This window comes from Serratia sp. CY56464, assembly GCF_052168435.1.
Lineage (GTDB): Bacteria > Pseudomonadota > Gammaproteobacteria > Enterobacterales > Enterobacteriaceae > Serratia > Serratia marcescens.
In genome coordinates, this window is the sequence record NZ_JBJNMV010000001.1 from 2,396,678 (window position 1) to 2,409,609 (window position 12,932).

Consider the following 12,932-nt stretch of genomic DNA (forward strand, 5'->3'; position numbering starts at 1 on the left):
GTAAAGCCTTATTGTTTTTCTGTTATGTTATATTATAACAATAAAGCAATACCAGTCTTTATTACCCCCGCTCTCCAGCGCACTGCGTTTGGCGCTTTGTCGCCAAATCGGCGACAATAAGATTTTTGCCGCCGACAGGATGCGCTATGCAGGCCGAAATTCTTCTGACTCTCAAACTCCAGCAAAAGCTGTTCGCCGATCCGCGCCGCATCGCGCTGCTGAAACAGGTACAGCACACCGGCTCCATCAGCCAGGGCGCCAAACTGGCGGGCATCAGCTACAAAAGCGCCTGGGACGCCATCAATGAGATGAACCAACTGGCGGAACACACGGTGGTGGACCGCGCCACCGGCGGAAAAGGCGGCGGCGGCGCGCAGCTGACGCACTACGGCCAACGGCTGATCCAGCTGTATGACCTGCTGGGCCAGGTGCAGCAAAAGGCCTTCGATGTGTTGCAGCAGGACGATCTGCCGCTCGACAGTCTGCTGGCGGCCATCTCGCGCTTCTCGCTGCAAACCAGCGCGCGCAATCAATTTTTCGGCACCGTCATCGAGCGCGATCATCAGCAGGTGCAGCAGCATCTGGCGATCTTGTTGAACGACGGCAGCACTCGCCTGACGGCGGCCATCACCCAGCAAAGCGCCGACCGGCTGCAACTGACGCCGGGCAAAGAGGTGCTGGCGCTGATCAAGGCGCCCTGGGTGCGGTTAAGCGTCGAGACGGCGGAACATGCCGACGCGGATAACGCGCTGGCGGGCGTGGTGGCCGGCATTCAGCCGGGCGCCGAACACAGCGAGGTGCTGGTGACGCTGGCGGGGGGCGAAACCCTGTGCGCCACGCTGACGACGGCGGAGTTGCAGCGCCTGCAGCTGAGCGTCGGCGCCGCCGTACACGCCCTGTTCAACGCCGACCACGTGATTGTCGCCACGTTGTGTTAAGCGCAACGTAACGTTGCATTTTTGTTGATTGACATCCCCCTGCAATACGCCTATTTCTAAGGCAAATAATTGCAAAAAAAGGAACAGGTGATGTCGTCGTTGCATATTTCGCAAGGTTCATTCCGCTTAAGCGATACCCGCACCCTGACGCTGGACGCGCTGGAAATCCAGGCCGGCGACAGCTGGGCCTTCGTCGGCGCCAACGGCAGTGGCAAATCCGCCCTGGCGCGCGCGCTGGCCGACGAACTGGTTCTGTTGAGCGGCGAGCGCCGCAGCGACTTTCAGCACGCGGTGCGCATCTCCTTCGAACAGCTGCAAAAAATGGTCAGCGACGAGTGGCAACGCAACAATACAGATCTGCTCAGCGCGGACGAAGACGACACCGGCCGCACCGCGGCGGAGATCATTCAGGAAGAGGTGAAAGACGCCGCGCGCTGTGAGCGGCTGGCCGCGCAGTTCGGCATCACCGCCCTGCTGACGCGCCGCTTCAAATACCTCTCCACCGGCGAAACGCGCAAGACCCTGCTGTGCCGGGCGCTGATGCCCGAGCCCGACCTGCTGATCCTCGACGAACCCTTCGACGGGCTGGACGTGCACTCGCGCGCGCAGCTCGCCGCGTTGCTGAGCGAGCTTTCCGCCCAGGGCCAAACCGTGGTGCTGGTGCTCAACCGGTTCGACGAAATACCGGATTTTGTCCGCCAGGTGGGCGTGCTGGCGGACTGCACCCTGACCAGCCGCGGGCCGCGCAGCCAGGTAATGGCGGACGCGCTGGTGGCGCAGTTGGCGCACAGCGAAAACCTCAGCGGGCTGGCGCTGCCGGAAACCGAGGATCCGACGCAAAAAGTGGCCCTGCCGGCGGATAGGCCGCTGATCGTCCTGCGCGACGGCGTGGTCAGCTATAACGATCGGCCGATCCTCAATCATCTCGACTGGCAGGTTAACCCCGGCGAGCACTGGCAGATCGTCGGCCCGAACGGCGCCGGCAAATCCACGCTGCTCAGCTTGATCACCGGCGATCATCCACAGGGCTACAGCAACGATCTGACGCTGTTCGGCCGCCGCCGCGGCAGCGGGGAAACCATCTGGGAAATCAAACGCCATATCGGCTACGTCAGCAGCAGCCTGCATCTGGATTATCGCGTCAACACCAGCGTGCGCAACGTGGTGCTGTCAGGGTTCTTCGATTCGATCGGCATTTATCAGGCGGTCTCGGATCGTCAGCGGCAGCTGACAGAGCAATGGCTGGCGCTGCTCGGGCTCAACGGCGCGCGCGGTGACGCCCCGTTCCACAGCCTTTCCTGGGGCCAACAGCGGCTGGCGCTGATCGCCCGCGCGCTGGTGAAACACCCGGCGCTGCTGATCCTCGACGAGCCGCTGCAGGGGCTGGATCCGCTCAATCGCCAGCTGGTGCGCCGCTTTATCGACGTGCTGATCGGCCAGGGCGCCACCCAGTTGCTGTTTGTCTCGCACCATGCCGAAGATGCGCCGCAGTGCATCACTCACCGCCTCAGCTTCGTGCCCGACGGCGAAGGCGGCTATGGTTACCAACAGCAACGGCTGGAGGCGGCCTCCGCCTGAAACGCGGCGTAAACATATCCGGCAACACTTCACCGCAGCACATCACATTTGGCCTTTTATCATAGAAAGGAAGAAGGCCATTTTTGGAGACGCCATGTCCGCTGCGTTGATTATCATCGACCTGATCGAAGATCTGATCGGGCCCAAAGGGCGCGCCAACCACTGCCGCGAACAGGTGATGACGACCCACCTGCTTGCCAACGTCAATGCCGCCGCGGCCTATGCCCGGGTGCGAAAAATCCCGGTGATTTGGGTGCGGGTGGGATTCGCCGACGATTATCATGACATCCCGCCCCATTCGCCGCTGTTCAACCATCTCAAGCAGATCGGCGCGCTGCGGCTAAATGGCCCGGGCTGCCGCTGGATGCCCGAACTGCATCAGGAAGAGACCGATCTGCAGTTTGAAAAAACGGCAGTCAGCGCTTTCTCCGGTAACAATTTGTTAGCCTGGCTGCGGCAACATCGGTGCCACCATCTGCTGCTGGCGGGCATCAGCACGCCGCTCGCCATCGAGAGCACCGCGCGGCAGGCGCACGACGCCGGCTTTCAGGTGACCGTGCTGCACGATCTGTGCGCGGCCCCCACGCAGGAGATCCACCAGCAGAGCCTGGATACCCTGCAAAACCTGGCCGAAATCACCCGTTCGCAGGCATGGATGAAAGGCTAACCCTCCTCGCCGCCGGTCGTGTGGGCCGGCATCATGCACAAATGCATCACTGCCCCGACCTTTAGCGTCATCCTGGTGTGCTACTATCCGCTCTAGCGCTCAATTTTGCCATCATCGCACGCCGCAAAGGCGCTGAGCGCCGTGTACATATTTAAAGGGACATATCATGTGGGGCGTACTGGCTGCTTCGTTATTTTTCTTGCCGTTTAATCGGCTGATAGCCTGGGTGATCCTGGCCGCCTCGGCGGGCATGGGGCTTTATCATGGGGTACTGACGCCGCTCAGCCTGAGTTATCTGCTGGCGATCGTAGCGCTGGCGGGGTTGCGCCACCATTTTCGCGCGCAGCGTAATCTGGCGATTGCGCTCGAAGGGCTGGTGGTCGCCGGCTGCGTGGCGCTGTTCTTGCACCTGGTGCCCGGCATCCACAATCAACTGATGATCGACGGCGAAAAAGCCGGTCCGCTCAGCGCGCCGTTCACCATGTATTACAACTTCGATAAGGCGATGGTGCCCTTCCTGCTGTTCGCCTGCTTGCCCACGCTGTTTTCCGCCGAACGCGGCGGCAACGCCAGCAGAGCGGGCTGGATTGCGCTGCTGCTGGCCGTGCCGGCGCTGTTGCTGCTGGCCGTCGCGCTGGGCGGCTTAAAAATTGAGTGGCATGCGCCCGCCTGGATCCTGCCTTTCGTGATGGCGAACCTGTTCTTTGTCTGCATGGCCGAGGAAGCGCTGTTTCGCGGCTACCTGCAACAGCGCCTCAGCCAGTGGCTGGGCGCGTGGCCGGCGCTGATCGTCGCCTCCCTGGTGTTCGGCGCCGCGCATCTGGCGGGCGGTACGCTGATGGTGATCTTCGCGACCCTCGCCGGGGTGATCTACGGCCTGGCGTGGATGTGGAGCGGCCGTCTGTGGGTGCCGATTCTGTTCCATTTCGGGCTTAATCTGACCCATCTGCTGTTCTTCACCTATCCGCTGTACCAGCATTCTTAACGGCTGAAGCCGGCAGAGAGCCCCTCTCTGCCGGCTGGTCGGGTGAAAACGCTATCACCGGCACTTCACCGCAATGCCCTCAATCACGTTGCCGCCTGCTTTTCTTCGCCCCTCCTGCGCTTTGCAATGAAGTGTAAACGATTCCATTTTTCGCGTTAGATCACCTTTTTACCGCCGCGGGCGTGCTATCTTTCTGCGCAACAGCCTCTCCCTGTTCAGCAACGGGCGTCTCAAGACGGTAATTGGAAGCGATTACACTTTCGTCGGCGCCAAGAAAGGAACCGTATGACGGAATTTAACCCTATCGATCATCCGCACCGCCGCTACAATCCGCTGAGCGGCCAGTGGGTGCTGGTCTCACCGCACCGCGCCAAGCGCCCCTGGCAGGGCCAGCAGGAGGCCGTCCCCACAGAAACGCTGCCGGCGCACGATCCCGACTGTTTCCTGTGCCCGGGCAACGCGCGCGTCACCGGCGATCGCAATCCGGATTATCGCGGTACCTATGTTTTCACCAACGATTTCGCCGCGCTGATGAGCGATACGCCGCCGGCGCCCGACAGCCAGGATCCGCTGATGCGCAGCCAAAGCGCGCGCGGCGTCAGCCGGGTGATCTGCTTCTCTCCCGATCACAGCAAGACCCTGCCCGAACTGACGCTGCCGGCGCTGGAGCAGGTGGTTGCCGCCTGGCAGGCGCAAACCGATGAGCTGGGCAAGCACTACCCCTGGGTACAGCTGTTCGAAAACAAAGGCGCGGCGATGGGCTGCTCCAACCCGCACCCGCACGGGCAGGTCTGGGCCAACAGTTTTCTGCCGAACGAGGCCGAACGCGAAGATCGCCTGCAGCACGACTATTTCCGGGAATATGCCTCCCCGCTGCTGCTGGATTATGCACAGCGCGAGCTGGCCGCAGGCGAACGCATCGTGGTGAACACCGAACACTGGCTGGCGGTGGTGCCCTACTGGGCCGCCTGGCCGTTTGAAACGCTGCTGCTGCCGAAAACGGCGGTGCAGCGCATCACCGAACTCGGCGCGGCGCAGAGCCGCGATCTGGCGCTGGCGCTGAAGAAGCTGACCAGCCGCTACGACAACCTGTTCCAGTGCTCCTTCCCCTATTCGATGGGATGGCACGGCGCGCCGTTCAACGGCGCCGACAACCGGCACTGGCAGCTGCACGCCCATTTCTATCCGCCGCTGCTGCGTTCAGCCAGCGTGCGCAAATTTATGGTCGGTTACGAGATGCTGGCGGAAACCCAGCGCGACCTGACCGCCGAACAGGCCGCAGAGCGTCTGCGCGCCGTCAGCGATATTCATTACCGTGAAGCCGGAGCCCAAGCATGAGCCTGAAACCGCTTACCCATTCCCTGTTTACCGAGCACTTCGGCTACGCGCCGGCGTTGACCATCCAGGCGCCGGGGCGGGTGAACCTGATCGGCGAGCATACCGATTACAACGACGGCTTCGTGCTGCCCTGCGCCATCGATTACCAAACCGTCATCGCCTGCGCCAAGCGCGACGACCGCCAGATCCGCGTGCTGGCCGCCGATTATCAGAATCAGCAGGATCAATTCTCGCTCGACGAGCCGATCGTCAGCCACCCCGATCAGCGCTGGTCCGACTATGTGCGCGGCGTGGTGAAACATCTTCAGCGCCGCAACGCCGACTTCGGCGGCGCGGATCTGGTGATCGCCGGCAATGTGCCGCAAGGGGCGGGGCTCAGCTCCTCCGCCGCGCTGGAGGTGGCGGTGGGCCAGGCGCTGCAGGCGCTCTATCAGCTGCCGCTGGACGGCGTGGCGCTGGCGCTGAACGGCCAGGAGGCGGAGAACCAGTTCGTCGGCTGCAACTGCGGCATCATGGACCAGTTGATCTCCGCGCTCGGCCGGCGCGACAGCGCTCTGCTGATCGACTGCCGCTCGCTGGAGACCCGTGCGGTGCCGATGCCGGACAGCGTCGCGGTGGTGATCATCAACTCCAATGTGCAGCGCGGGCTGGTGGACAGCGAGTACAACACCCGCCGCACACAGTGCGAAGAAGCGGCGCGGTTCTTCGGCGTCAAGGCGCTGCGCGACGTCAGCCCGGAACAGTTTGCAGCGCGTCAACATCAGTTGGATCCGTTGGTGGCCAAACGCGCGCGCCATGTCATCAGCGAGAACGCCCGCACGCTGGCGGCGGCCGACGCGCTGGCGGCAGGCGACCTGCAGCGCATGGGCCGGCTGATGGCGGAGTCCCACGCCTCGATGCGCGATGATTTTGAAATCACCGTGCCGCCGATCGATCGGTTGGTCGAGATCGTCAAAGCGACGATCGGCCCGCGCGGTGGCGTGCGCATGACCGGCGGCGGCTTTGGCGGCTGCATCGTCGCGCTGATGCCGCAGGATCTCGTGGAGTCGGTGCGTGCCGCCGTGGCGCACGAGTATCCGCGGCAAACCGGCGGATTGCAGGAAACCTTCTATGTCTGCCAGGCTTCGCAGGGGGCCGGTACATGCTGACGGCAACCACGGCAGCGGCGCCCGATGGGCAGCCTTACCAGCTGACACAGCTGCAAAACGCCGACGGCATGACGGTGACGCTGATGGACTGGGGCGCCACCTGGCTGTCCGCCGTCTTGCCGCTCAAATCCGGTGAAAAACGCGAACTGCTGCTCGGCTGCCGCAGCCCGGCGGACTACCCGCATCAAGGCGCCTATCTGGGCGCCACCGTCGGCCGTTACGCCAACCGCATCGCCAACGCCAGTTTGCCCATCGACGGGAAACCCCATGCGCTGGCCGCCAATCAGGGTGCCCACCAGCTGCACGGCGGCCCCGACGGTTTCCATGCCCGCCGCTGGCGCCGGGTACAGCACGAGGCGCAACAGGTTTGCTATGCGCTGCACTCGGCGGAGGGCGATCAGGGTTTCCCCGGCAATCTCGACGTGCAGGTTTGTTACCGCCTGACCTCGGATAATCGTCTGGAAATCAACTACCTGGCGCAGGTCGATCGCCCCTGCCCGGTCAATCTGACCAACCACGCCTATTTCAATCTCGACGGCGCCGGCACCGACGCCCGCGCCCAACGGCTGCAGCTGTTCGCCGATCGCTATCTGCCCGTTGACGCCGAGGGCATTCCCTGCGCCGGGCTGACGCCCGTGGACGGCAGCGGCATGGATTTCCGCCAGCCGAAAACGCTGCTGCAGGATTTCCTGCGCGATTGCGATCAGCAGCGGGTAAAAGGCTACGATCACGCCTTTCTGCTGCATCGTACCTGCGGGGCGCTGGAGAGCCCGGCGGCGCATTTGTGGTCCGCCGATGGGCAAGTGCAAATGAGCGTGTTCACCGACGCGCCTGCGCTGCAGCTCTACAGCGGCAATTATCTGGCCGGCACGCCGGCGCGCGATGGCGGCAGCTACGCCAACCATGCCGGCGTGGCGCTGGAGAGCGAGTTTTTGCCGGACAGCCCGCACCATCCCGAGTGGCCGCAGCCGGACTGTTGGCTGCAACCGGGGAGGCGCTACCGCAGCGCCACGCATTATCAGTTTTATCCTATCTGACCCGCGACGCCCCTCGCCGTGCGGCCGGGGGCAATTTGTTATAAATGCTTACCTTTTAGCGCCATCCCCCCACCGGCGCCCACCTTCCCTTATTCCAAAGCGCGCACTACACTCAGGCTACCGTGATAAGCACAACGCCTTGTGCAACGTCACCATTTTCGGCCGATGGCGGCCAATCAATAGCTGAAGGAACACCTATGCGTCTGATTACTGCACTTCCATTGCTGGCGGGCTTAATGCTGAGCACCAATCTGATGGCGGCCGACGCGACGACGGCGACGAAAACGCCTTCGCCGGCGCAGGCGGCCCAACAGAAACGCATGACCGATTGCAACCAGCAGGCATCCACCAAGTCGCTGAAAGGCGCCGATCGCTCCACCTTTATGAGCACCTGTCTGAAGTCCGAAGGCGCCGCTGCGTCCGGCAAAACCCTGACGCCGCAGCAGCAGAAAATGAAAAGCTGCAATGCCGACGCCAAGACCAAGGATCTGAAGGGCGACGCGCGTAAAACCTTCATGAGCAACTGCCTGAAAAAATCGGCCTGATTTCCCCTCTGCCACGGCGCGTCCGGAGCGATTCCGACGTGCCGTTTCTCCCCCTTCCGCATCAGCCTGAACGATTCAGCTTTTTCCTTTCGCCAGCCCTTACTTTGCGGCAAGAAATTGGCTATGGTTAGACACTATCGATTGCCGAGCCCCGGCCCGCGGCAATATAATGATTTTCGTTATCATTGAAATGTCAGATTATTAAGGAGTTAAGCTATGGCTGTAACTAAGCTGGTTCTGGTGCGTCACGGCGAAAGCCAGTGGAACCAAGAAAACCGCTTCACCGGTTGGTATGATGTTGATCTGTCCGACAAGGGCCGCACCGAAGCGAAAGCAGCAGGCAAGCTGTTGAAAGAGGAAGGTTTCACTTTTGACTTCGCTTACACCTCCGTACTGAAGCGCGCGATCCACACCCTGTGGAACATCCTCGACGAGCTGGATCAAGCCTGGTTGCCAACCGAAAAATCCTGGAAGCTGAACGAACGTCACTACGGCGCGCTGCAGGGTCTGAACAAAGCGGAAACCGCGGAAAAATACGGCGACGAGCAGGTGAAACAATGGCGTCGCGGCTTCGCGGTGACCCCACCTGAGCTGACCAAAGAAGACGAACGTTACCCTGGCCACGATCCGCGCTACGCCTCGCTTAGCGAGCAAGAGCTGCCGCTGACCGAAAGCCTGGCGCTGACCATCGATCGCGTTATCCCTTACTGGGACGAAGAGATCCTGCCACGCATCAAGAGCGGCGAGCGCGTGATCGTTGCGGCGCACGGCAACTCCCTACGCGCGCTGGTGAAATACCTGGATAACCTGAGCGAAGATGAAATCCTCGAGCTGAACATCCCAACCGGCGTGCCGTTGGTGTATGAGTTCGACGAGAACTTCAAGCCAACCAAACGTTACTACCTGGGTAACGCCGACGAGATCGCAGCAAAAGCGGCGGCCGTAGCGAACCAGGGTAAAGCGAAGTAATTTCGCCCGTTCACGAAAAAGCCCCCGGTTTTCACCGGGGGCTTTTTTATTGCTGCTGCGCCATCGCCTCGTTCACCGCGTCCAGCCGTTCCTGCATCGCCGGATGGGTGCTGAGCCAGGCAGGCAGCGCCCAGTCATCGGCCTTTTCTCGTTCAGGCGCCTGCGCCAACGCGCGGTAGATCGCCGCCATTTCCGCCAACGAACGCCCCTGGCGCTGCATTTCCGCTATCGCAAACGCATCCGCCTCACGCTCCATCCCGCGAGAAAACTGCATCTCATTCACGAAGGATGCGGACTGCAGCAGCGTGTCGCCGATGCCGCTGACGTCACCCGTCATCCACATCAGCGTCAACGCCACCAGTGACGAACGCACCAACATGCGCATCGGGTGACGATGGGCGTGATGCCCCATCTCATGCAGCATCACCGCCGCCAAGCCATCGTCGTTTTTTGACAAGGTGACCAGGCTATCGCTGAGCACCAGCGTGCCGTCCGGCAACATAAAGGCGTTCGGCGCACCGGGCGCCGCCATCAGCTTCAGCGAGAGCGGCGTGCGCTCCTGGCGCATCTCGGCCGGCATCACCTGCCGGAACAACTGCTGCAGCGCCCGTTGCCGTTCGGCCGGCAGTGCGGAGGGCGCGAAGCCGCTCTGGTCCAAAAACGTCTGCGTATGTTCGCCCAGCGTCTGTTCCACCGAGGTGGGGATGCGCATGGCGATCTCGCTGCTCGCCCACGGCAGCACCACGTAAACGTAAGCCACTACCGCCAGCAGCGTCATCAGCAGCGCCAGGGCGACGCCGCGTTTATGGCGTTCCAGGCGATGCACCCACCCCGGCGAACGGCGTTGATAGAACCAGCGGCGAAAGGCCGCGTCGTCGTCAGGCACAAAGCGCCCGCCGCCCTTGAAGGTGAGCGTCAGCGGAATATTGCCCAGCGCGGCAGAAACGGTGATGTCCGTCAGCGGGATGTAACGCTGTTCATCCTGCCGCTGCAACGTCACGCCTTCGCCGCTTTCGTTCACCAGCAGACGAGCCGCCTCACGTGCGGCCCGTCCCGGCAACTGATAAGCGCCTTCAAGGATCATCGGCGCCTCAGAAGTTGCCGCCCAGATCCAGCGCCTGCAGCGCTTCTTCGGCCACCGCGCTGTTGGCGGTTTCCTGATGCGCCGTAATGTCCAGCAGCGCCAGATCGCCTTCAACCGCCGTGCAGGCCGCCAGATAACGGGCATGACGCACTTCCGCCACCGGCGCCGCCAAACCGAGCGAGAACAGGGTAATCAGGGTATTGGTGATCAACAGTCCCATATACGGCAGCGTTTTCATTGAGGAATGCAGCTTGATGTCGCCGTTCAGCCTTGCCTGGTTAAACAGATAGTTGCGCTGGGCAACGACCTGGTAGCTGCTGGCCACCAGCGCGCCAATTAGCAGCACCACCATCATCAGCAGAAGGCTGCTGATATTATCCAGCACCAGCACATCAATGGCTTCATTGGTTAACATGCCCATCAACACCATCTGATAGAGGGTAAGGAAGAACGAACCGATGCACACCAGCGCGACCAACATGAACGGCAGGAATATGAGCAGGCCAATCAAGGCAAATTTGATAAAGGCCGATTTCTTCAGTTCGGCAATAAACGGTGTCTTTCCGAAAAACAGGTTATTAACGTACAAATCATGCTGCAGTGCGCTAATAATGCCGTTTACCGCCGCAAATGCCGGCACGGCCAAAATCAGCGTCAGCACCAGCATAAAAGCGATGGCGTTGATGCTGCCAAGACCGCTGCCAATGCCGAGCAAGATGATCAGACCGACATACAGCCCGATAATCAGCAATAACGGGCAGAACAGTAAAGCCCAATAGGCGCGCCCGGTGCGGCAGACATAATTAAAACGCACGCCGCGATAGCTCGACATAATCGCATTGTAGCGCCAGCTGCGGATAACGATCCACGGCAGCAGGGCAAGCAACACCAGCAAAGCCAGCAGCCCCAGCAGGGGTGTTATCATCAGCAAGATATAAAACACGATGATGCCGCCGATCACCAACAGCCGCCCTTTCAGAATTTGCAGCGGTTGTGCATGGTAGTCGAAACGATCGCCGTCCAATTCCGTGTTGCCGTAAAAATAGCGGCGACGGCGCACCGTCGCCCAGGCGGAATAGATGCCCAGGGTCAGGGCGGTCAATAATGCATTGACTAACCAAATAGCGAAGTACTCACCACCTTTCCCATGGAATTTAATCCGGTGCAGCCCCAGCGGCTGCGAGGTATTGTTTGTCATAATTCTTTCATCCTGAAAGGAATAAGGTCATACCACTCCCCACTTATTAGGCCTGCGGGGTTTATGGAATAAAAAAAGCGTCTTATATAAGCACAATGCCGCGAGTAGTGACAATTATTCTTTTCTTAAATAGGAATAATGCGAAGAGGGTCGCTTAAGGACTTAATTGGCCTATTAACTGTAAGCCTTAAAGTCGTGGAATATAGAGAAGTGTAATGGCAAGGATAAAACAAGGGCCCGTTATCGGGCCCTTGTCATTGTTTGCGGTTATCCGCGGCGCGCTTTCACCGCCGCCGCCAGATCGCGCAGCACGGTTTCGGTGTCCTGCCAGCCGATGCAGCCGTCGGTCACGCTCTTGCCGTAAACCAGCGGTTCGCCGCTTTCGAGGTTCTGGTTACCTTCCACCAGGTGACTTTCGATCATCACGCCGATGATCGCTTTTTCACCGCCGCTAATCTGCCCGCAAACGTCAGCGCTCACGTCCATCTGCTTTTTGAACTGTTTGCTGCTGTTGGCGTGGCTGAAGTCGATCATCACCTGCGCAGGCAGCCCGGCTTTGCTCAGGCCGGCTTTGACGTCCTTCACGTGCGCCGCGCTGTAGTTCGGCTCTTTGCCGCCGCGCAGAATAATGTGGCAGTCGCCGTTGCCGCTGGTATTAACGATCGCCGAGTGACCCCACTTGGTCACCGACAGGAAGCAGTGAGGCGCGCCGGCGGCGTTGATGGCGTCGATCGCCACCTTGATGGTGCCGTCGGTGCCATTCTTGAAACCGACCGGGCACGAGAGGCCGGAGGCCAGCTCGCGGTGCACCTGCGATTCCGTGGTGCGCGCGCCGATGGCGCCCCAGCTCATCAGATCCGCCAGGTACTGCGGCGTGATCATGTCGAGGAATTCGCCGGCGGCCGGCAGACCGCTGTCGTTGATCTCCACCAGCAGTTTGCGCGCCAGGCGCAGGCCGTCGTTGATGTTGAAGCTGTTGTCCATCTGCGGATCGTTGATCAGGCCTTTCCAGCCCACGGTGGTGCGCGGTTTTTCGAAGTATACGCGCATCACCACTTCCAGCTCGCCGCTCAGTTCTTCACGCAGCGCCAGCAGGCGCCCCGCGTATTCTTTGGCGGCTTGGGTATCGTGGATGGAGCAAGGGCCAATCACCACCAGCAGGCGATCGTCGCTGCCGCGGAGGATATTGTGAATCGCGCTGCGGGCCTGGGACACCGTCTTTGCCGCGCGTTCGGTAGCCGGGAATTTCTCCAGCAGAGCCACCGGCGGCAGGAGTTCCTTAATATCATTAATGCGTAAATCGTCGTTTTGGTAATTCATAGCTTTTCCATTCGGTATCGAGGGGTATTTCGCAGTGCGTAACGGTGTAGATCCCAACAATCTAGCCTGTGGGAATGGCGCTGTAAATCACCTTTGCCCCCCTCCGCTGGAACCGCCAAATTAAC

Annotated in this window: 12 protein-coding genes; 9 read left to right on the plus strand and 3 right to left on the minus strand. The window is 61.0% G+C overall.

The genetic code is table 11. The annotated features are described in order from the left end of the window. Positions 1–146: 146 nt before the first annotated feature. From modE to gpmA, 9 genes are all read left to right on the plus strand, one after another. Positions 147–938, plus strand: coding sequence for a molybdenum-dependent transcriptional regulator (gene modE / locus ACJ8KE_RS11685; RefSeq protein WP_033641058.1), 792 nt, complete (start codon positions 147–149; stop codon positions 936–938). Positions 939–1,028: 90 nt separating this feature from the next. Further along, complete coding sequence (gene modF / locus ACJ8KE_RS11690) at positions 1,029–2,516, plus strand: molybdate ABC transporter ATP-binding protein ModF (protein ID WP_028127664.1); 1,488 nt, start codon at positions 1,029–1,031, stop codon at positions 2,514–2,516. A 94-nt stretch (positions 2,517–2,610) separates the two neighbouring features. Then, a complete protein-coding gene (locus tag ACJ8KE_RS11695) occupies positions 2,611–3,183 on the plus strand; it encodes a cysteine hydrolase family protein (protein WP_016928708.1) in 573 nt (190 codons plus the stop codon). A 166-nt stretch (positions 3,184–3,349) separates the two neighbouring features. Next, complete coding sequence (locus ACJ8KE_RS11700; RefSeq protein ID WP_110146762.1) at positions 3,350–4,168, plus strand: CPBP family intramembrane glutamic endopeptidase; 819 nt, start codon at positions 3,350–3,352, stop codon at positions 4,166–4,168. A 285-nt stretch (positions 4,169–4,453) separates the two neighbouring features. Then, a complete protein-coding gene (gene galT, locus ACJ8KE_RS11705) occupies positions 4,454–5,506 on the plus strand; it encodes a galactose-1-phosphate uridylyltransferase (RefSeq protein WP_097102591.1) in 1,053 nt (350 codons plus the stop codon). After that, complete coding sequence (galK, locus tag ACJ8KE_RS11710; RefSeq protein WP_079449565.1) at positions 5,503–6,654, plus strand: galactokinase; 1,152 nt, start codon at positions 5,503–5,505, stop codon at positions 6,652–6,654. Before galT ends, galK begins: the two co-directional genes overlap by 4 nt. Then, positions 6,648–7,691 carry a galactose-1-epimerase gene (gene galM / locus ACJ8KE_RS11715; RefSeq protein WP_116403657.1) on the plus strand — a complete coding sequence of 348 codons (1,044 nt, stop codon included), beginning with the start codon at positions 6,648–6,650 and terminating at the stop codon, positions 7,689–7,691. The genes galK and galM overlap by 7 nt, the downstream gene beginning before the upstream one ends. Before the next feature lie 197 nt (positions 7,692–7,888). Next, positions 7,889–8,236 carry a PsiF family protein gene (locus ACJ8KE_RS11720; protein WP_028127665.1) on the plus strand — a complete coding sequence of 116 codons (348 nt, stop codon included), beginning with the start codon at positions 7,889–7,891 and terminating at the stop codon, positions 8,234–8,236. Between the two features lie 216 nt (positions 8,237–8,452). Then, a complete protein-coding gene (gene gpmA, locus ACJ8KE_RS11725) occupies positions 8,453–9,205 on the plus strand; it encodes a 2,3-diphosphoglycerate-dependent phosphoglycerate mutase (RefSeq protein ID WP_016928714.1) in 753 nt (250 codons plus the stop codon). 46 nt (positions 9,206–9,251) lie between these two features. On the opposite strand, the gene ACJ8KE_RS11730 is transcribed toward gpmA, so the two are convergent. The 3 genes from ACJ8KE_RS11730 to aroG all read right to left on the minus strand — a co-directional run bounded on the left by ACJ8KE_RS11730 (position 9,252) and on the right by aroG (position 12,807). Continuing rightward, positions 9,252–10,289 carry a M48 family metallopeptidase gene (locus ACJ8KE_RS11730; protein WP_016928715.1) on the minus strand — a complete coding sequence of 346 codons (1,038 nt, stop codon included), beginning with the start codon at positions 10,287–10,289 and terminating at the stop codon, positions 9,252–9,254. A gap of 7 nt (positions 10,290–10,296) precedes the next feature. After that, positions 10,297–11,487, minus strand: a complete 1,191-nt coding sequence (locus ACJ8KE_RS11735) for a YjgN family protein (RefSeq protein WP_016928716.1) — start codon at positions 11,485–11,487, stop codon at positions 10,297–10,299. A 267-nt stretch (positions 11,488–11,754) separates the two neighbouring features. Continuing rightward, complete coding sequence (gene aroG, locus ACJ8KE_RS11740) at positions 11,755–12,807, minus strand: 3-deoxy-7-phosphoheptulonate synthase AroG (protein ID WP_016928717.1); 1,053 nt, start codon at positions 12,805–12,807, stop codon at positions 11,755–11,757. Between the last annotated feature and the right edge of the window lie 125 nt (positions 12,808–12,932).

Bases quoted from the DNA above. Each gene is read 5' to 3' on its own strand.
- modE (WP_033641058.1), top strand. From the start codon at position 147: ATGCAGGCCGAAATTCTTCTGACTCTCAAACTCCAGCAAAAGCTGTTC.
- modF (WP_028127664.1), top strand. From the start codon at position 1,029: ATGTCGTCGTTGCATATTTCGCAAGGTTCATTCCGCTTAAGCGATACC.
- ACJ8KE_RS11695 (WP_016928708.1), top strand. From the start codon at position 2,611: ATGTCCGCTGCGTTGATTATCATCGACCTGATCGAAGATCTGATCGGG.
- ACJ8KE_RS11700 (WP_110146762.1), top strand. From the start codon at position 3,350: ATGTGGGGCGTACTGGCTGCTTCGTTATTTTTCTTGCCGTTTAATCGG.
- galT (WP_097102591.1), top strand. From the start codon at position 4,454: ATGACGGAATTTAACCCTATCGATCATCCGCACCGCCGCTACAATCCG.
- galK (WP_079449565.1), top strand. From the start codon at position 5,503: ATGAGCCTGAAACCGCTTACCCATTCCCTGTTTACCGAGCACTTCGGC.
- galM (WP_116403657.1), top strand. From the start codon at position 6,648: ATGCTGACGGCAACCACGGCAGCGGCGCCCGATGGGCAGCCTTACCAG.
- ACJ8KE_RS11720 (WP_028127665.1), top strand. From the start codon at position 7,889: ATGCGTCTGATTACTGCACTTCCATTGCTGGCGGGCTTAATGCTGAGC.
- gpmA (WP_016928714.1), top strand. From the start codon at position 8,453: ATGGCTGTAACTAAGCTGGTTCTGGTGCGTCACGGCGAAAGCCAGTGG.
- ACJ8KE_RS11730 (WP_016928715.1), bottom strand. From the start codon at position 10,289: ATGATCCTTGAAGGCGCTTATCAGTTGCCGGGACGGGCCGCACGTGAG.
- ACJ8KE_RS11735 (WP_016928716.1), bottom strand. From the start codon at position 11,487: ATGACAAACAATACCTCGCAGCCGCTGGGGCTGCACCGGATTAAATTC.
- aroG (WP_016928717.1), bottom strand. From the start codon at position 12,807: ATGAATTACCAAAACGACGATTTACGCATTAATGATATTAAGGAACTC.